At 62.8% G+C, this 20026-nt stretch carries 14 protein-coding genes; 7 read left to right on the top strand and 7 right to left on the bottom strand.

Annotated elements, in window-relative coordinates; translation table 11 throughout:
* Nucleotides 1-90: 90 nt before the first annotated feature.
* From OIU37_RS29925 to OIU37_RS29950, 6 genes are all read right to left on the bottom strand, one after another.
* A complete protein-coding gene (locus OIU37_RS29925; RefSeq protein ID WP_264259551.1) occupies nt 91-969 on the bottom strand; it encodes a transglutaminase family protein in 879 nt (292 codons plus the stop codon).
* Between the two features lie 5 nt (nt 970-974).
* Nucleotides 975-3392 carry a circularly permuted type 2 ATP-grasp protein gene (locus OIU37_RS29930; protein ID WP_180696272.1) on the bottom strand — a complete coding sequence of 806 codons (2418 nt, stop codon included), beginning with the start codon at nt 3390-3392 and terminating at the stop codon, nt 975-977.
* A gap of 39 nt (nt 3393-3431) precedes the next feature.
* Entirely contained in the window at nt 3432-6758 is a 3327-nt protein-coding gene (locus OIU37_RS29935) for a DUF2126 domain-containing protein (protein WP_264259552.1), read from the bottom strand.
* A 159-nt stretch (nt 6759-6917) separates the two neighbouring features.
* The gene (locus tag OIU37_RS29940; protein WP_168308583.1) at nt 6918-8300 is read right to left on the bottom strand and encodes a sensor histidine kinase; all 1383 of its coding nucleotides are present in this window, start codon (nt 8298-8300) and stop codon (nt 6918-6920) included.
* Nucleotides 8297-8974 (bottom strand): response regulator transcription factor, encoded by a 678-nt coding sequence (locus OIU37_RS29945; protein WP_171605510.1) that lies wholly within the window; start codon nt 8972-8974, stop codon nt 8297-8299. Before OIU37_RS29945 ends, OIU37_RS29940 begins: the two co-directional genes overlap by 4 nt.
* A 195-nt stretch (nt 8975-9169) precedes the next feature.
* Entirely contained in the window at nt 9170-11038 is a 1869-nt protein-coding gene (locus tag OIU37_RS29950; protein WP_180696273.1) for an adenylate/guanylate cyclase domain-containing protein, read from the bottom strand.
* Between the two features lie 333 nt (nt 11039-11371).
* On the opposite strand from OIU37_RS29950, the gene OIU37_RS29955 reads away from it, so the two are divergent.
* Genes OIU37_RS29955 through OIU37_RS29965 form a run of 3 tightly spaced genes read left to right on the top strand, consistent with a single transcriptional unit; the run spans nt 11372 to nt 14489 of the window.
* Nucleotides 11372-12457, top strand: a complete 1086-nt coding sequence (locus OIU37_RS29955; protein WP_264259555.1) for a MerR family transcriptional regulator — start codon at nt 11372-11374, stop codon at nt 12455-12457.
* A gap of 51 nt (nt 12458-12508) precedes the next feature.
* Entirely contained in the window at nt 12509-13378 is an 870-nt protein-coding gene (locus OIU37_RS29960) for an ornithine carbamoyltransferase (protein WP_264259556.1), read from the top strand.
* Between the two features lie 46 nt (nt 13379-13424).
* The gene (locus tag OIU37_RS29965) at nt 13425-14489 is read left to right on the top strand and encodes an ABC transporter substrate-binding protein (protein ID WP_171605512.1); all 1065 of its coding nucleotides are present in this window, start codon (nt 13425-13427) and stop codon (nt 14487-14489) included.
* 5 nt (nt 14490-14494) lie between these two features.
* Here the strand turns inward: OIU37_RS29965 and OIU37_RS29970 are convergent, their stop codons facing one another.
* Complete coding sequence (locus OIU37_RS29970) at nt 14495-16108, bottom strand: right-handed parallel beta-helix repeat-containing protein (RefSeq protein WP_264259558.1); 1614 nt, start codon at nt 16106-16108, stop codon at nt 14495-14497.
* Between the two features lie 482 nt (nt 16109-16590).
* On the opposite strand from OIU37_RS29970, the gene OIU37_RS29975 reads away from it, so the two are divergent.
* From OIU37_RS29975 to OIU37_RS29990, 4 genes are all read left to right on the top strand, one after another.
* On the top strand, nt 16591-17535 hold the full coding sequence (locus tag OIU37_RS29975) for a tripartite tricarboxylate transporter substrate binding protein (protein ID WP_168308578.1): 945 nt from the start codon (nt 16591-16593) through the stop codon (nt 17533-17535).
* The gene (locus OIU37_RS29980) at nt 17532-18023 is read left to right on the top strand and encodes a tripartite tricarboxylate transporter TctB family protein (protein WP_168308577.1); all 492 of its coding nucleotides are present in this window, start codon (nt 17532-17534) and stop codon (nt 18021-18023) included. Before OIU37_RS29975 ends, OIU37_RS29980 begins: the two co-directional genes overlap by 4 nt.
* A gap of 88 nt (nt 18024-18111) precedes the next feature.
* Complete coding sequence (locus OIU37_RS29985) at nt 18112-19629, top strand: tripartite tricarboxylate transporter permease (protein WP_264259561.1); 1518 nt, start codon at nt 18112-18114, stop codon at nt 19627-19629.
* A gap of 174 nt (nt 19630-19803) precedes the next feature.
* Nucleotides 19804-19974, top strand: coding sequence for a hypothetical protein (locus OIU37_RS29990; protein WP_171605515.1), 171 nt, complete (start codon nt 19804-19806; stop codon nt 19972-19974).
* Nucleotides 19975-20026 lie beyond the last annotated feature (52 nt).

The following is a 20026-nucleotide window of genomic DNA, read 5'->3' on the forward strand; positions in this document are numbered from 1 at the left end:
GTGAGGTGATATACGCACACTTCTCCTTTCCGCCGTCCTTACGGCGTCAATACAATTTTAACGAATCGTCGGATTTTTCCAGTTTTGGGATTATTTCAGCGGAACGACGTCGACCGCCTGGACGGTGCGCTGGCCGCCATAGCTTTTCAATACGCCGATGACGGGAACGACGTCGGAATAGTCCCGGCCATAGGCGACGACGATATGATCCGTGCCGGCGGGGATGTCGTTGGTCGGGTCGAGCTCGATCCAGCCATTCGTCTCGCCGCACCAGATCCTGACCCAGGCATGCATGGCGTCCGCGCCTTCCAGCCGTTCCTTGCCGGGCGGCGGGATGGTGCGCAGGAAGCCGGAGACGTAGCCGGCCGGAATGCCGAGGCTTCTAAGCGCCAGGATCATGATGTGAGTGAAATCCTGGCAGACGCCGCGCTTCAATCTGAACGCCTCGAGCGGCGTCGTGTCCACCGTCGTCGCATCGGGGTCGTAGGTGAAATCCTTGTTGATGCGGGCACAGAGCGCATGGGCAATCTGCATCGCCGTCAGACCAGGCATGGCGCAGTTTCGCGCATAGTCGCTGATCTCGCGGGCTTGGGTCAGGCGCGGGCTTTCACCAAGGAAATGGTGCGGCGAATCCGGCGCCAGCGACCAGATGCCGGCGACCTCCTCCGGCAGGTCGGCAAGCAGCGGCGAGAAATCGGCGGCGATCGGCTGGCTTTCCACCTGCACGCGGGCCTGCATGTGAATGTCGAGCATCTCGTGCGGCGCGCGCAGCATGAAGGCGGTGGCGGGATGATCGAAGAAATCGACGAAATGCGACTGCTCGTCCGGCGTCGGCGAGACGGTGATCGAGCCGGCGACCAGGCGCTGCCGATTGGTCAGCGACAGCGGCATCAGGCGCATGACGTGGCGGGCGCCGGAGGCCGGAACGTCGTAGATGTAACCCATGTGGAGCGAGAGATCGTAGAGCATCGCCGTCACCCGAGATGGGTCTGGGCGAGCAGATCGGAAAGCTGCTCCAATTCGCGTTCGAGCCGTTGATAGACCTCGACCCCCATGCCCTCCGGCGTCATCACCGCCAAGCCGGAATGGAGCCGCATCGCCTCGCGGTAGAAGGGCGACATCTGGCCGTTGATCAGGGCGTTCGGCAGTTGCTCGACCTCGTGGTGGATCTCGTTGACCTGGAAGAGGACCGAACGCGGGTTGAGGGGGTCGAGCGCCAAGAGGTCGGTGACGGTCAGTCGCGCCGTGTTGACGTTGTAGCGGCGGCGGTGGGTCATGACGCTGTCGCCGATCTCGAGCAGCATGTCGAGCGCGCCGTCGGGCGCTTCGGGGCCGGACATGTGGCCGAGCAGGCGGGTCATGTGCAGGCCGCGCTCGATATAGCGGCCGAGCGAGAGGAAGCGCCAGCCCATGAAGCGGTACATGTTCTCGTGTACGAGGCCGGCGAAGCCCGCAAGCTTGCGCAGAAGGATCGTCATTGCATGGCTGGCGTCGTCGCCGGCAGCGACGGTGACGTGGAAGCGGCGGGCAGTCTTGGCGAGATCGTTGAGGGCCAGCCAGCCGTCGGGCGAGAAACGGTCGCGGATGTTGCTTGCCGAATAAACGGCGCTGTCGATATTGCGCAGCAGGGTTTCCGGTACGGCGTCGGCGGTATCGATATCGACGGCCTTGAGATAATCGGAGACGTCGGCGAGCAGCGGCTGGCTCGGATCGGCAGCTTCGGCGTAACGCGCATGCCAGGCGCGGAGGATGCGCAGTGCGCCTTCGGCGCGTTCGATGTAACGGCCGAGCCAGAACAGATTGTCGGCTGCCCGGCTCGGCAGGCTGCCCGGCATGTTGCGGGTAAAGCTGCCCTCGGCCGGCAGCAGCGTGTGGCGCTCGACCGGCTTGTCACTGACGATCCAGACGTCGGCGGCCGCTCCGCCCGCCTGCATGGCGATCGCCGCGACATCGGCGCCGGAGCCGATGCGGGCAAAACCGCCGGGCATGATCTGCCAGCCGTTTGCCGTGCGGGCAGCGAAAACGCGCAGTGACATCGGCCGCGGCACGAGCTTGCCTTCCACCCAGGCGGGCGTCGTCGACAGCGTGACGACCTCCTGGCCGACCAGTTTCGGGCCGTCCGAACTCAGCCAGTCGGTGATGGAATCCTTGGCGGCTGCACGTAGCGACGAGCCGAGTACGGACTCGCCGTTGTCGTCGAAGAAGGGTGCCCGGGAATAGGCCGGGCCGATCACCATCTTCTCGATGTTCTTTGCGACGTGCTCGCGCTCTTCCTTCTGGCCGCACCACCAGGTGGCGATGGAGGGCAGTTGCAGATCCTCCCCCAGCAGACGGTGGCAGATGGTCGGCATGAAGGCCAGAAGCGCCCGGGTTTCGAGAACGCCGGTGCCGAGCGCATTGACGATGGTGACGCTTTCGGCGCGGAGCGCTTCCACCAGGCCGGGCGTGCCGATATGCGAATTCTGGTTCAACTCCAGCGGGTCGGCAAAGGCCGAATCGAGACGGCGCCAGAGCACCCCGATCGGCTTCAGGCCGGCGACGGTGCGCACCATAACGCGGCCCTTGACGACGGTCAGGTCCTCGCCCTCGAGCAGCATGAGACCGAGATAGCGGGCGATATAGGCGTGCTCGTAGTAGGTCTCGTTGGCGGGGCCGGGCGTCAGCACGGCGATGCGGTCGTCGCCCGAATGTTTCATGCCCTGAAGTGCGTCGCGGAAAGCCCCGAAGAAAGAGGCGAGGCGGTGGACCGGGGTTTCGGCGTAGATATCCGAGAAGGCCCGGGTCGTCGCGACGCGGCTTTCCAGCGCGAAACCGGCGCCTGACGGTGCTTGCGTCCTGTCGGCCAGCACCCACCAGTTGCCGTCGGGTCCGCGGCCGATCTCGAAGGCGCAGAAATGCAGATAATGCCCGGAGCCCGGCCGGATGCCAGCGAGCGGGCGCTGGAATTCGGGATTGGCGGCCATCAGCGCCGGCGGCAGGACCCCTTCCTCCACCAGCCGGTTGTCGCCGTAGATATCGGCAACGATCGCCTCCAGCAGGTCGGCGCGCTGGACGAGGCCCGCCGACAGCGTCTTCCATTCGCGCTCGTCGATCAGCACCGGGATATGCGAAATCGGCCAGGCGCGTTCGCCGGTGCCCTTGCTGCCATAGGCGCGGTAGAAGACGCCGGCATCGCGCAGGTAGCGGTCGGCGCGGGCAAAACGCTCGGCGAGATCCTTTTCCGGCATTGCGCTCAGATGCGAGAGAAAACGCTGCCAGACCGGGCGGACCGCGCCTTTGTTGTCGACCATCTCGTCAGCAGTGCCAGGAAGCGGCGCATAGTCGAAGGCCGCACCCTTGCCGATGCGGTCCTCTGCCTCTCCCCTGCGCTCCGCTGCCGGCCTCTTACCCATCAAAACTGAAACCCTAACCCCCGGCCCTAACCTTCGGCCTTAAATTCCGGCGGGCCGCCGCAGATCCAGCGTCAGCGGGAATTCAAGCGAACCCGTCTCGGCGCGCGGGATATAACCGCCCGCCGTATGTCCCCACGGCTCGAAGCGGGCGAGCCGCCTTGCTTCCGCCTCGTTGCCGTTGACCGGGAAGGTGTCATAGGTCCGGCCGCCCGGATGGGCAACATGATAGATGCAGCCGCCGATCGAACGCTTCGACCATGTATCATAAATGTCAAAAGTCAAAGGCGTGTTGATCGGCAGGACGGGATGCAGACCGGAGGACGGTTGCCACGCCTTGTAACGGACGCCGGCGACCGACACGCCAGCGGTGCCGGTCGGTGTCAGCGGCAGGGTGCGGCCATTGCAGGTGACGGTGTAACGCGCGGTATTGCTGGTTTCGAGCCGCACCTGAAGACGTTCGACGGAGCTGTCGACGTAGCGGACGGTGCCGCCCGGCGCGCCTTCCTCGCCCATGACATGCCATGGCTCCAGCGCCTGGCGCAGTTCCAGCTTCGAGCCCTCGTATTCGACTTCGCCGCAGAAGGGGAAGCGGAATTCGAGCTGGGCCTTGAACCATTCCGGGCTGACGTCGAAGCCGTTTTGGCGAAGGTCGGCAAGCACGTCGAGGAAGTCGGCCCAGACGAAATGCGGCAGCATGAAACGGTCGTGCAGGGTCGTGCCCCAGCGGACGAATTTGCCGTCGACGGGATTGACCCAGAAGCGGGCGATCAGCGCGCGCACCAGCAGTTGCTGGGCAAGCGACATGCGCGCGTTCGGCGGCATCTCGAAGCCACGGAACTCGATGAGGCCGAGCCGTCCGGTCGGGCCGTCGGGCGAGAACAGCTTGTCGATGCAGATCTCGGCGCGGTGGGTGTTGCCGGTGACATCGGTCAAAAGGTTGCGGAACAGTCGATCGACGAGCCAGGGCAGCGGCTGCTGGCCGCGGCCAGGGGCGGCGATCTGCGCCATGGCGATCTCCAGCTCGTAGAGGCTGTCGTGGCGAGCCTCGTCGATGCGCGGCGCTTGGCTGGTCGGACCGATGAACATGCCGGAGAAGAGATAGGAGAGCGAGGGATGGCGCTGCCAGTGGAGGACGACGCTCTTTAAGAGATCGGGACGGCGCAGGAAGGGGCTGTTGTTCGGATTGGCCGCGCCCACGACGACATGGTTGCCGCCGCCGGTGCCGGTATGGCGACCGTCGATCATGAACTTGTCGGCGCCGAGCCGGGTGGCGCGGGCCTCCTCGTAGATCGCCGTGGTGATGTCGACGCAGTCCTTCCAGTTCGAGGCCGGATGAATGTTGACCTCGATGACGCCGGGATCCGGGGCGACGCGGATGACGTTGATGCGCTCGTCCTGCGGCGGCGGATAACCTTCGATATGGACGGGAAGCTTGAGCTCGGCGGCGGCGTTTTCGGCAGCGGCGATCAGCTCCAGATAATCCTCGATGCGTTCGACCGGCGGCATGAAGACGCAGAGCCTGCCGTCGCGCGGCTCGACCGACATGGCGGTACGCACGGCGCCGCGGAGTTCGCCGAGCGTCTGTTCGATCCGGCCGCGATTGCTCTCGTCGGCATGAAAGGAGGCTTCCGGCATGGCCCGGCTGGCCGGTACGAAGACATCAGGCAGCGGTTCGCGCGGGATCGTTGGATCGGCGGGGTGGATATAGGGGTAACGCGCCGGGGGAACATAGGGCAACGTGCCGAGCGGCAGGCGATAACCGATCGGACTGTCGCCCGGGACGAGGAAGATCTTGCCGCGGCGGGTGCGCCATTTTTCGCTGACCCAGACTCGGCTTTCCGCTGCCTTGGCATTCCATGCCTGGACCGGAAGGACGTAACCTGTCGCGACGGTCAGGCCGCGGGCGAAGACGCGGGCGATGCGGTTGCGTTCCTCAGGATCCTTCAGCTTCGAATTCGCCGGATCGACATTTTCGGGAAGGTTGCCTTCCTTGATGATCCAGTCGGCCGGATCTTCATAGGCCGGCTGCACCATGTCTGGCTTGATCGCCAGTTCCTTTGCAATCGCCGTCAGGAGCTTCTCGGCATCCTCGGCGGTGACGCCGGTATCCTTGCCTTCGGCGGCGACCAGATCGAGGTTCTGCCAGACCGGCTTGCCGTCGCGGCGCCAATAGAGCGAGAAGGTCCAGCGCGGCAGGCTTTCGCCCGGGTACCATTTGCCCTGGCCGTAATGCAGGAAACCGCCGGGGGCGAAGCGTTCTTGCAGCTTGCGGATCAGGATGTCGGCCTTTTCGCGCTTGGTCGGGCCGACCGCGGCGGTGTTCCACTCCTCGGACTGGAAATCGTCGATCGAAACGAAGGTCGGTTCGCCGCCCATCGTCAGATGCACGTCCTCGGCTTCGAGGACACGATCGACCTTCTCGCCAAGTTCGTTGAGCTCCTCCCAGCTTTCATCGGAAAAGGGCTTGGTGATGCGCGGGTGCTCGGCGACGCGCGAGACCTTCATGTCGAAGGCGAATTCGGTTTCGGCCTCGCCGAAATAACCGCCGGAAATCGGAGCGGCGTTGCGATAATGCGGTGTGGCGGCAAGCGGGATGTGGCTTTCGCCGGTCAGCAGGCCGGAAGTCGGATCGAGGCCGACCCAGCCGGCGCCGGGCAGATAGACCTCCGCCCAGGCATGCAGGTCTGTGAAATCGACTTCGGTGCCGGAGGGGCCGTCGAGCGCCTTCAGGTCCGGCGTCAGCTGAATGAGGTAGCCGGAGACGAAGCGGGCGGCGAGGCCGAGATGGCGAAGGATCTGGACGAGCAGCCAGCTGGTGTCGCGGCAGGAGCCCTTCGCGCTTTCCAGCGTTTCCTCCGGCGTCTGCACGCCGGTTTCCATGCGGATGACATAGCCGATCTGCCGCTGCAGGCGGGCATTCAGGCCGACGACCATGTCCACCGTCGGCTGGTCCGGCGACCAGTCGAGCGTCGGCAGCAGCGCCTTGAGGCGCGGACCGGCCGGCTCCGGCGTCATGTAGATCGACAGATCCTCCTGAATCGTTTCAGGATATCCGAAGGGCCACCTGGTTGCCTCTTCCTCGACGAAGAAGTCGAAGGGATTGTAGACCGTCATGTCGGCGACGAGATCGACCTCGATCTTGAACTCCGTCACTGGATCCGGAAAGACGTAGCGGGCAAGGTAGTTGCCGTATGGATCCTGCTGCAGGTTGACGAAATGGTTGGAGGGCGTGACCTTCAGCGAGTGGCTGAGCACCCGCGTCTTCGAATGCGAGGCAGGTTTCAGTCTGATGATCTGTGGGCCGAGGCGAACCGGCTTGTCATAGGTGTAATGCGTCAGATGATAGATGCTGGCTTTGATCGACATATTCTCTTTTTATCCGGCTCGCATCGTCGTGCGGCTTGCTGTTCCCGAAAATCAGTGTGTGCAATGCAGCGAAAGAAAGCAAGGCGGAAAGGTCTACAGCGCCGCGCGTCTTTTCAAATGCGCAAAGGGCGCTGTCGCATTTTGAATTGCAGCAGGCTTTTACGCCGCCTTGGCAAAGGTGACCGCCGCCTTCAGGCCCTTGCCGTCCGTACCCGGCTCCAGCGTCAGTGCGGCATTGAAAAGATTGGCGATCTCTTCAACAATCGGCAGGCCAAGGCCCGCGCCAGGCGCACCGGAATCATTGCCGCGCGAAAAGCGCCGGCGCACCGCCTCCAGCTTTTCGGGCGGAATGCCGGGGCCGTTGTCCTCGACTTCGAGGCGGACCGTCTCTGACACGGCGATGATACGGACGGTGACCTCAGCTCCCTTGCCGGCATAGGCGATGGCATTGCCGGCAAGGTTGCGCAGCATTTCACCGATCAGCAGCGGCTCGGCGCGGACCATTGCCGGGCTCTCGCCCTCGAAGCCGAGATCGATGCCGGCGACGGCAGCCGTCGGGATCTGCTCGCCGGTGATTTCCTGGGCGATGGCGGCGAGATCGATGGCTGAAGCGGTCAGCGCCTCCTTGGCAGTGGCGGCGTCGATCTTGGCCATCAGGAGAAGCTGGGCAAGAATGCGTTCGGCATGCGCCACCGCCTGGTCGCCCTTCAGTGCTGCCGCCTGCGCCTCGTCAAGCGATCCGGCGCGGGCGGAAAGGGCGAGCTGGGTGCGGATGATCGCCAGCGGCGTGCGCAACTGATGGCTGGCATTGCCGGTGAAATGGCGGAGCGCATCCAGCGCCGATTGCAGGCGGACCATGAAGGAATTTACCGTATCGACCAGCGGTTCGACCTCGCTCGGCACGGTCTGCTTAATCGGATGCAGGTCATCGGGGCTGCGTTCGCCGATGGCGTCGCCGAGCTTGTAGAGCGGGCGCAGAGCCACCGTGACCGAGATCCAGACGATAACGGCGGCACCGGCGATCATGAAGGCGAGACGGAGTGCGGATCGGACGAGGATCGCCTGCGCCAACTGCCGGCGGGCGATGGTGGTTTCGGCGACCGTCACCACGAAGGGCACGGAGCGGATGCCCGTCGAGGCCGAGCGCTCGAGTGTGGCGATGCGGATCGGCTCGCCGCGGAAGCTATCGTCGGCGAAGGCGGCGGCATCGCCCGGCGTCTTCTTCAGGACCGGCAGGGACTGGTAGCCGGTGATGAATTGACCCGGCGGGCCGTCGACGCGGTAGAAGACGCGATCCTGCGCGGCCGAGGTCAGCATCTCAAGTGCGACATAGGGTATATCGACCTGCAGCGTGCCGTCCTCGGCGACGACGACGCGCTCGGCGATCGCCAGAGCGGAACCGGCGAGCACGCGGTCGGAAACGATATTGGAGGTCTGGACCGCCTCCCGATAGGTATCGGCGAGTGCCAGCGTGCCGATGACGGCGGTGGAGACGAGCAACCAGAAGAGCAGCCGGCGCCTGAGGGAATAGGCGGCTTTCATGAGGCCTCGGGCAGCTTGTCGAGATAATAGCCGATGCCGCGGGCGGTCTTGACGGTCAGGCCGTGCGGCGACAGGCGCTTTCGCAGGCGGCTGACATATTGCTCGATGGCGTTTGCGGAAATGTCGTCGTCGAAGGCCGTCAGCGATTGAATGATCGCCTCCTTTGCGACGACCTTGCCGGCCCGCATGAAGAGGATTTCGAGCAGGCCGAGCTCGCGGGCGGGAATATCGAGCGGCGTGGCGCCGGCCGAAAAGGTGCGGGAATTGAGATCGAAGGAGATGCCGCCGAAGCCGACGGTCGCCGAGCGCAGCCCGGCCTGGCGGCGCAGCAGCACGCGCACGCGGGCCTCGAATTCGGCGATATCGAAGGGCTTGATCAGATAATCGTCGGCGCCGAGATCGAGCCCCTTCACCCGCTCTTCCGGCGTGCCGCGTGCGGTCAGAATGAGGACGGCCGCCTGGTTCTGCCGGGCGCGCATGGCGCGCAGCACGTCGAGCCCGTCCATCTCTGGCAGGTTGAGGTCGAGGATCACCAGATCGAAATTTTCCGCTGCGATGACCGCATTGGCAGACGCCCCATCATGGACGACATCGACGGCATGGCCCGTGCCGCGCAAGATCGCCGACAGGCCGTCGGCCAGTGCGATATTGTCTTCGGTGAGCAGGATGCGCACGGATGTTTCCCCTGTTTTTCAAGGGAGATTACAGAGATGAAGCAGGGATGTCACAGCGATTTTCAAGCTTACAGCGCCGCGCGTCCTTCAGACGCGCAAAGGACGCTGTAACACTTTGAATCTACGCATCGTGCTTTCCGATCGATTCCGATTTTCGGGCCGATGCGCCAGTGAACGGCCGAGAAAGGTTCGACCTCAGCTCCCGGTCCTTTCGATCCGTTCGCGCTGCATCATTGCGGCGGTCAGCAGCTTCCGGAAGCGGGGATCGTCGCGGATGTTGTCGAGATCGGAATCATTGTCGAACCATTTTATATGGTAGACGGAGCTGTTCGGCAGCAGCTTCTCCAGCAGATCGATCGCCTGGTCGACGTCGCCAAGAACGGAATAGACGCAGGCGAGATTATATTGCGCGACGATGTCGTCGGGATCGATGGCGATCGCACGGGCCGCCCAGTCGCGTGCCCTTGCCGCATCGCCCATATGGGCAAGCGCCAGCGCGCCGCGATGGGCGGGGCCGGAATTTTCCGGATTGAGGTTGAGGGCGCGTTCGGCGCGCAGCAGGCCGAGGCGCGCCCAGTTTTCCGTATCCAGTACCCGGCCGAGCGAGCGATAGGCGGACATCAGATGAATTGGCGAGACGTAGTCATCAGAGCGGATTGCGGCGGCGCGGGTGAAATACTGCACGGATTCGGCGAAGTTGCCGTGCATGAAGAAGAACCGGGCATAGTGGAAATTCGCCTCGAAGAGGTTCGGGTCGAGCGCCAGGGCACGTTCGAAGGCCGCCGCCGCCCGATCGTCGTAGCCGCTCTGATGCAGGGCGAGACCGTGGGAGGCGTGGGCTTCGGGAAGGTCAGGATCGAGCTCCAGGGCGCGGGCGCTCATGTCGAGGATGCGCCTCAGCGGCACGTCGTCAGGTGCCCAATCGCGGATCGCCGCGTCGCAATCGGCGATGCCGGCATAGGCGCGGGCATAATCCGGATCGAGTTCGACCGCCTTGCAGAACATGCGCCTTGCGAGTTGCAGATAGGATTTGGTCCAGGTGTGGGAGAGCTGGCGGCCCCTGAGATAATAGGTATAGGCCTCAACATTGGCGGTCGGCTCGTTGGCGATCGCCTCCTTCTCTTCCGGTAGCAGACGCACCTTCAACTGGCCGACGATCGCATGGGTGATCTCGTCCTGAATGGCGAAGATGTCGGTCATGTCGCGGTCGTAACGCTCGGCCCAGAGATGGTCGCCATTGGCGGTGTCGATCAGCTGGCCGGAAATGCGCACGCGATTGCCGACGATGCGCACACTTCCCTCGAGCACGTAGCGCACACCAAGTTCCTGAGCGAGCCGCTTCACCTTCACCGATATGCCCTTATAGGTGAAGATGGTGTTGCGCGGCACGACGTGCAGGCTGGAGATCTTGGAGAGATCGGTGATGATGTCTTCGGTGATGCCGTCGGAGAAATAGTCCTGGTCGGCGTCGCCGCTCATATTGGTGAAGGGCAGCACCGCGATGAAGCAGGTATTGCGGTTCTGCGCGACCAATTTCGCCGAAGAGGGCGGAGTCAGGGTGACGGTATAGACCTGCACGGGCTGCCGGATGTTCTTCAGCGTATGTTCGCCGATGAATTCGAAGCCGAGATTGAGGCGCGAGCCGACCTGATCGCGCACCGAGGCGGACACGGCGATGCCGCCCGGCGCTGCGATACGCTCGAGCCTGGCGGCGAGATTGACGCCATCTCCGAATATGTCGCCATTCTCGACCACGACGTCGCCGAGATTGATGCCGATGCGGAATTCGACGCGTTCGTCCTTGGGCACGTTCTCGTTGCGGGCCGCCATGCTGCGCTGAATTTCGGCGGCGCAGGCGACCGCATTCACCACGCTCTGGAATTCGGCAAGGATGCCGTCGCCGGTGAGTTTGACGATCCGGCCCTTGTAGTCTGAAATCCGAATGTCGACCAGCTCGCAGCGATGGCGGTTCAGTGCCTGCAACGTGCCGGATTCATCGATGCCCATCAGTCGGCTGTAGCCGACGACGTCTGCAGCAAGAATAGCGCTCAGTCGTCGTTCCATGACCCCTCCATGGATCTTCCCAGTTTAGTCTAGCTTTTTATAGAGTTTTTGTCGCGTAGAGTCGTCCCCGAATAATAAATTCGGGCGGTCTCGACGTTTTTAACGCGGCAGCGCGACCATATAACGTCGTCGATCTTCATCAATACTCTATGGGTGAAGGATGGAGCCAATCCCTAATCCTTTGTGATGAAAAGACAATTTACATCGGAGAAAATGGAGTGTTCTGCTTTGGCCGACACTTCCCGGGTCGGCATCATAAAACCGATCGCCGATCGATTTAACGCTTGAGCCGGACCCAAGGGCATAGCCTAGAAGACGATTCGCGAGGGAATCATGAACGAGCGAATGAACGAGAATCTCTGGCTGACGGCGGCCGAATGTGCCGAGCGAATCGGGCTGACGGTAAAAGCGCTTCGCCTCTACGAGAAACGCGGGCTGATCAACCCACGGAGAACCGGCAAGAACTGGCGGCTCTATGGTATCGAAGACATAGCGCGGCTGAACGAGATCCTGGCTTTGAAGCGACTGGGGCTCAGTCTGGCGAGGATCACCGAATTGCTGGCCGGCCAGGCGACCGATCTCGACCGGACGCTTTCCATGCAACAAACGCAGTTGCTTTCGCTGCGCAGCCGCGTCGAAGACAGTCTCTCGCGGATCAATGCCTTGCGGCAGCGGATCGCCGCTGGCGAACCCATTTCGCTCAACGAACTCGTCAGCATAGCCAAGGAGACCAGCATGACCGACCAATCCGCCGACGCCGCCGCCTGGCGGCGCTACGAGCAAGCGCGGCCGCGCACCGAAGGCACGATCGCGCCTGAGCTCAATGATGATTATCTCGGTGCCTACCTCTTCGAATGGGGTGGCAGTATCACGATCGCCCGGCGCGAGGGCGGGCTGACAGCGCAGGTGCTCGGGCAGGAGGCCATCGATATCTATCCGGAGAAGGAAGACGAGTTCTTCTATCGCGTAGTTACGGCGCAGATCGGCTTCCGCCGCGGGCCGGACGGGCGGGTGGACGGCCTTGTGCTGCGCCAGAACGGGTGGGAACAAGAGGCGTCGCGGATCGATGCGGCGGCGGCAGCGAGGCTGGTCGCCGACCTAGAAAACCGGACGAAAAACAAGCAGCCGGTCGATAATAGTGAAGCGCTGCTGCGCAGTCTGATCGCTCAGCATCAGAGCGGCGAGGTCGACTACGACAGGATGGTTCCGGCACTTGCCGATGCCGGGCGGGAGCAGATGCCGATGATCCGCGCGGACCTAGAGCGGGCGGGTACGCTGCGGTCGATTTCCTTCAAGGGCGTGTCGTCGGAGGGGTGGGACGTCTATGACGTCGCCTTCGAAAACGCTGCGATGGAATGGCGATTTGTACTTGCTGCCGATGGCAGGTTCAGCGGGATTTTCTTTCGACGATTGTCGTGAGGCCGGCTCCGGTTATTGTGGTGACGGTTTCAAGCGCAACGAGGGATTGGGATGACCGATTCGGCCCGGAGTTTTCTGGCGTTTCACGATATCCCGGAGGCCGGGCTTCGGTCGATTATCGGTCGCGCCGGTGCGCTCGCCAAAGCTTGGGATGAGCGTGCGATGCCGCAGAGCCTTGCGGGCAAACGCGTCGCGCTGATTGTCGACGACGGCGGCTGGCGCAATACCACGGCCTTCGATCTCGGCATCCAAGCAATGGGCGGTATCTGCGTGCATGCGCCGATCGGTTTCGATGTCAGGGAGAAGGCCGGCGACCTCGCGGGGTATCTCGGCAACTGGTTCGACATGCTGGTGATCCGTACAAAGGAGCTCGCGACGTTGAAGGCGGTGGCGGCAGCCTCGCCGGTGCCTGTCATCAATGCGCGTACACGCTCCAACCACCCTTGCGAGACGCTCGGCGACCTTGCCTATATCAACGGCCGGCGCGGCTCGATCGACAGGTTGAAGGTCGTTGGCGTGGCGGCGGACGCAAATATCCTGCGCTCCTGGGCCGAAGCGTCGATCGCATTGCCGATCGAGGTGGTGCAGGTCTTTCCCGAACGCTTGCATATAGGTGACGCCGCGCTGCTCAACAGGCATTTTCGCGTGAGCACCGATATGGGCGAGTTACTGGATGCCGACATCGTCATCACCGATTCGTGGCCGGATGACGTCGCCGGAGACGCGCTCGCCGGCTACCGGATCGGGACCGATCTGCTCGATCGGCTGCGGGAGGATGCGATCTTCCTGCCATGCCCACCGGTTCGGCGTGGTGAGGAGGTGACGGCCGAGGCGATGGAGCATCCGCACTGCCAAAGCCGCGCCGCCAAGGCCTTTCTGTTGCATGCGCAAAATGCGCTGATGGAGTGGGTCATCGCCTAGATCCGGCACCCTTGCTCCTCCCGGCGCGCTCAGGCATTGTTGCTGGATGAGGAGAGTTTTTATCTCGCTGCTGGCGTTCTGGCCGGGCTTCGCGCTAGCCGATCAGGCCTTCTATCCGGCAAAGTCGGGCAATACCGATGCGCCGGTGCTGACGGTCTATTCCTCGCTCGACGAGCCCCTGGCGCAGCCGATGATCCGGGGCTTCCAGGACGCCAATCCCGATGTCGCAGTCAGATATGAGGACATGCTGACCGGCGACATCTACGACCGGATCGTCCGGGAGACGGATGCCGGCAAGAAGACGGCGGATTTCGCCTTCTCCTCGGCTATGGACCTGCAGGTGAAGCTTTCCAACGACGGATATGCACAGGTCAGCAATCTGCCGATGAGTGCAGCATGGCCGAAATGGGCGAACTGGCGCAACACCGCCTATGCGCTCACCTTCGAGCCGGCGGTGTTCGTCTATCACAAGCCGAGCTTTGCGCATGAGCCGGTGCCGAGTTCGCGGGCTGAATTCGTCGACTATCTGAAGCGCAAGGGCAACGAGGTCTATGGGCGGATCGGCACCTACGACATTGAGCGTTCCGGCGTCGGCTTTCTGTTCATGGCGCGCGACCAGGAGCAGTTCGGCGACATCTGGTCGGTGATCGGGGCGATGGGGGCTGCCGGCGTCAAGCTCTATTCGACGAGTTCGGCGATCCTCGAACGTGTTGCCGACGGGCGCTTCGTGCTCGGCTACAATATTCTCGGCTCCTATGCGGCCGACTGGGCCTCGCGCTATCCCGATGTCGGCATCGTGCTGCCGAAGGATTATACGGTGGTGATGTCGCGGATCGGGTTGGTGCCGCAGGCCGCCGGCGAGCCGGAGCTCGGTCGGCGTTACCTCACCTTCTTCATGTCGAGGGAAGGGCAGACGATCATGGCGCGCGAGCTGCAGATCCCGGCCGTCAGCCCCGAGGTGGCGGGGGAAAATACCGCCAATACGCTGCAGGAACTGCTCGGCGCCCAACTGCGGCCGGTGCCGGTCAGTCCCGGGCTGATGGTCTATCTCGACCAGGTGAAGCGGGCGCGGCTGATCGCGCACTGGAATGAGGTTCTGCGGACGCAGTGAAGGCGTCAGCTTTCAGCCGGTTCACCTTTCCCGCAGGGCTCCGGATAGAGCCAGTATTCGTAGAACATCGGCTTTTCGATCGTAAAGAGACGTTCGCCCTGCCAGGCGCCGACGGTATAGTCCGCACCGGCGACGGACTGTTCGCGTCCGTCGGGAAGCTGCATCTGGAAAGGCACTGCCGCAACCTGCGCGGTCAGCTTTAATTCTTCCGGCTTGCCGAAGGCGGTCGAACGGAAAGGGACCGGGCCGGGATTTGCGTCCACGCCGATAGGATATCCCGCATGACGCAGCAGGTCGGGGAAATATTCGTGATCGATCAGATCACCATCGAAGCGTATGTCGAGTTCTTGCCAAAGCTTGGTGAAATATCTGCCTTCGAGTGAATTTTCGCCCTGGCCCGGCTTCGGCACGTTCTGCCAGCTCGCACCAAAAGGCGCGGAATCCTTCGGCGTCGATAGGCCTGCTGTGCCGTAATAGCCGATCGCGTTGTTCAGATGGTGGAACCGACTGAAGCGGTTGCGCTTGCTGATCGGACCTCTCAGCATCCACGAATTGTTGAAGGCATAATGCGGGCCGACGGCTTCGTGCTGTTTGGGAAACTTGAAAAGCTGACCGAAATTGCGGTCGTCGTCATCGGGGCCGGGGCGATGGCGGTTCCAGCCGAAATTGCCGTAGATATAGAAGTAGCCGGATCGATGCATCTCCAGTGAAAATGGCATGTAGCAGTCGACAAACCTGTTGCCGTTCACGGTCCAGTTCCAGGCATAGTCTTCTGCCTCGATGGCATTGTCACGAATGCGGACGAACCAGTTGTTTTCGATAACGATGTTGCGGCAGAAATCCTCCACCGTGGAATCGGAGGCATCGTTGAAGAAATGGATGCCGTTGAAAGCATCGAGAATGACGTTATTGCGCAGGACGACATAGCCGGCGATGGTCCATGCCCGGAAAAAGTCGCCGTCGAAACCGCGCTCATCCTTTTCGACGTCCACGCGGCTTTCGGTGTCTTCGATATTGCCGTGCACCTGTGCCCATGAGATTTCTCGCCACAGCCTGCAATCGCCGGGGTTGAGTCCGGCATTGACCGCGCCGGTCTCTCGGATCGCTGCAAGGTCCGCCTCGCCGTGAGACTGCAGATCCTGTATCCAATCGCAATTTTCAATCAGCAGATGGCGCGTATAGGCTCCGGCCGCACCGATGGCGATCGTGCTGCCGCGAATATGCAGGCGGCGGAGTGTGATGTGCTGGCAGTTGTCGAGATAGATGGCGGTCGGCCAGCAGCCTTCGAACGTGAGATCCTCGATGACGACCCACTGGCAATTCCGCAACACGAGCGCTGCGTTGTCGGCAAGGTAGTAAATGCCGGGGAAGCGGCCGTTGGCTTCCTGCACGGCGGAGAGGCGGTTGGCGCTCTCGCGATAGTCTTCGTAGGGTTCGCCGCCATCGATCACCGCACCGTTGCCGCGGATCACGACCGGGTGCTGCTGCGAGCCGCTAACCGAGGAGAGGACAAGCGGCGTTGCGTATCGTCCGCCTTCCAGCGTCAGCGTTGCGCCGCGACGCAGCGATTGCCTGTCGTCGTAAATCCGGTCGGGATTTGTGTGCAGGCAGTACGGCATATCGGTTCCTGTGGATATCAGCGAAATAAAGGTTTGCAGAAATCGAGATAGCGGGAAACAAAACCCTGGATTGAGCAAGATGTAATTGACTTAGGGTCACGCGTGCAAGCGATTAAACCACGGCTATTTGAGAGCACTGCAGCGACCAGGAGCCGGTCCGAGGGTCTCGCCAGACCAGGTCCTGCAGCCGTACTTCGGCGGCGGATAATGCACTTGCCATCGGCAGCGGGGAACCGGATTTAGTTCCGCGTCTGCCAATTACGGCAAAAAAGTGTCCTGTCCTTCTGGATATCTTGCCGATGTCAGCTAAATGACAGGTTGTTGTGGTCGCTTTGGCTACTTCTTCTCCGTGGAGGCGGAGAGCTGAAGCCTTGGGAGGTATTCCGCTCGTCATTCAGGACGCTTGCGTCCGCTGGCCGGCCATTCCTCCCGATTCCCAGAGAACAGCAGGCGGTTGCTCAGCCGCCGACGGAGGACACATCGTGAAGCATACGTTCATCGCAACCCTTCTTGCAGCGACCATCGCGCTGCCGGCCTATGCGGCCGATTACACCATCATCGCGCCCGCCGCTCCCGGCGGCGGCTGGGACCAGACGGCCCGTTCGCTGCAGACCGCGCTGCAGCAGGAGAAGATCTCCGGCAACGTGCAGGTCCAGAACGTTCCGGGCGCCGGCGGCACCATCGGCCTTGCGCAGTTCAGCAGCCAGGCTGCCGGCAACCCGAATTCGCTGATCGTCGGCGGCTATGTCATGGTCGGCGCGATCCTCACCAACAAGTCGCCGGTGACGCTCAAGGATGTCACGCCGATCGCCCGTCTGACCGGCGAATATGAGGCCGTGGTCGTTCCTGCCGCGTCCGAGATCAAGACCATGGCCGATCTGGTCGCGGCGCTGAAGAAGGATCCGGGCTCCGTTTCCTGGGGCGGCGGCTCTGCCGGCGGCACCGACCACATCACCGTCGGCCTGATCGCCAAGGCCTCCGGCGTCGATCCGACCAAGATCAACTATGTCGCCTTCTCCGGCGGCGGTGAAGCGCTCGCCGCCATTCTCGGCGGCCAGGTCACGGCCGGCGTCTCGAGCTACAGCGAGTTCGAATCGCAGGTGAAGTCAGGCACGCTCCGTCTTCTCGCCGTATCCAGCGAAAAGCGGATCGATGGTGTCGATGCCCCGACACTGAAGGAAGCCGGCACCGACGTCACCATCCAGAACTGGCGCATGGTCGCCGCTGCCCCCGGCCTGTCGGCAGAGCAGGTGGCAAGCGTGACCGCCGATTTCGAGAAGCTGCACAGCTCCGCCACCTGGCAGGAAACGCTGAAGACCAAGGGCTGGGCCGACACCTATCTGTCCGGCGATGCCTTCAAGGCGCAGCTCGAAAAGGATGTCGCCGCCACTGAAGGCATTCTCAAAGATATCGGACTTGTTCAATGAGCGAGGATAACACCTCCTCGGCAACCGAACGCCGCCCTGATTGGGCGGCGTTCATCATTGCCGTTTTCCTCTTCGCCGTCGCCGGCGTGATGGCCTGGGATGCCTTGCATCTGAAAACGATTGCGCAGTACGACCGCATCGGTCCGGCGACAGCGCCCCAGATGGTGGCATTCGGCCTCTTCTGTCTCGGGATCTGGACCGCCTTCGAAGCCTGGCGCGGCGATTTTCCGGAACGTGACCGGCAGGAAGTCGCACCCGTCATCTGGATCGTCGCTGGTCTTGCCGGCCAGATGCTGCTTTTGCGCGTCGCCGGCTTCTCGATCGCGACCGGCATCCTCTTCGCGCTGACGGCACGCGGCTTCGGCAAACGCAAGCTCTGGATCTCGCTGCCGTTTGGCATCGTCCTCAGTTTCGTCGTCTGGGCGATCTTCTCGCAGCTGCTGCAACTGACGCTGCCGGCCGGCCCGCTCGAACATCTGTTCTTCTGACCGCGCGAATGCGCTGTCAGCTCTTTTGATTTTGCGCGGCGCCTGACCCCGAAATCGGATGGTCGGGAACGCCGCTTGGGACACCAAGATGAGCACATTCGAATTCCTATGGCAGGGTATCCTGGTTGCGATGCAGCCGATGAACCTGGTTTATGCGCTGGTCGGCGTGACGCTCGGCACCGCCGTCGGCGTGCTTCCCGGCATCGGCCCGGCACTCACCGTGGCGCTGTTGTTGCCGGTCACCTACAAGCTCGATCCCGGCGGCTCGCTGATCATGTTCGCCGGCATCTATTACGGCGGCATGTATGGCGGTTCGACGACCTCGATCCTGCTCAACACGCCGGGTGAAAGCGCCTCGATCGTCACCGCGCTCGAGGGCAACAAGATGGCGCGCGCCGGGCGCGGCGGACCGGCGTTGGCGACAGCGGCGATCGGCTCCTTCGTCGCTGGCCTGATCGCGACGCTCGGGCTTGCCTTCATCGCTCCCTATATCGTCAAGCTGGCGCTGGTCTTCGGGCCGCGTGAATATTTCGCGCTGATGGTGCTTGCCTTCGTCACCGTCTCCTCGGCCTTCGGCGATTCGGCATTGCGGGGCCTGACGTCGCTGTTTATCGGCTTTGCTCTCGCCATGGTCGGCATCGACCAGCAGACCGGGCAGGCCAGGCTTTCCTTCGGCATTCCCGACCTGCTCGACGGTGTCGAGGTGACGACGCTTGCCGTGGCGATGTTTGCGATCGGCGAGACGCTTTATATCGCCGCGCAGGGCAACCGGATCGCCGAAAAGGTCGAGGCGGTGAAGGGTTCGCTCTGGATGACCGCTGAGGATTGGGCGCGCTCGTGGAAGCCTTGGCTGCGCGGCACCTTCATCGGCTTCCCGATCGGCGCGATGCCGGCGGGCGGCGCCGAAATCGGCACTTTCCTTTCTTATGCGACCGAGAAGCGGCTGGCAAAGAACCCGGAGGAGTTCGGTCATGGCGCGATCGAAGGCGTGGCCGGTCCCGAGGCGGCGAACAACGCATCGGCCGCCGGCACGCTGGTGCCGCTTCTGACGCTCGGCCTGCCGACGACGGCGACGGCGGCGATCATGCTTGCCGGCTTCCAGCAATACGGGCTGCAGCCGGGGCCGCTGCTGTTTGCCACCAATCCGCAGCTCGTCTGGGGGCTGATCGCCAGCCTGCTCATCGCCAATGCGATGCTATTGGTGCTGAACCTGCCGATGATCGGGCTCTGGGTGCGGCTGCTGACCATTCCAAAGCCGTGGCTCTATGCCGGCATCCTGCTGTTTGCGACGCTTGGGACAATCGGTGCCAATCCATCCGTGTTCGAGCTCGGCATGCTGCTCACTTTTGGCCTGCTCGGCTATGTGATGCGGCTCTTTGGCTATCCGATCGCGCCTACCGTCGTCGGCCTGATCCTCGGGCCGCTTGCTGAACAGCAGCTGCGCCGGGCGCTGGCGATCAGTCAGGGCGACGTCACGACGCTGGTGATGTCGCCGATCGCGGCGGGTCTGCTCATTGTTGCAGCCGCCGCCTTCCTCATCCCGCTGATCCTGCGACTGCGCGGCAGGGGACAGGTGTTGTCGCAGCTGGCATCAAACGAAGACTAGAACAAAGAAGGCTAGAAGAAAAAGACGACCCACCCCCCCCTCTCTCGAGGCCGGCCATGGAGACATGCGCCGGCCTCCTGTTTTTGCATGGCTGAGGTGATTTTCTGAGCATTGTGGCGGTGCATGCGCGATGCCATCTATGAGTGATCAATCAGAGCAAGAGGAAAAGGGACAATGTCCGCCATCCGCAATTCAGTCCGTACGGGTTTCTTTGGTCGCGCATTCGCCGTGCTTGGTGCCGCAAATGCCGTTAGTGCTGCCGTTGAAGCCGGCCGCCGCCCGCGCGCCAAAGATCTTAAGGAACTCGGCATCGACCCGGCCTCCTTCGGTCAGGTCACCCGCTAATACCTTCAAGCCATGCATGAATGAATTAGCCCGCAACCGGATGGTCGCGGGC

This window comes from Rhizobium sp. BT-226, assembly GCF_025847085.2.
Taxonomy (GTDB): Bacteria; Pseudomonadota; Alphaproteobacteria; order Rhizobiales; family Rhizobiaceae; genus Rhizobium; species Rhizobium sophorae.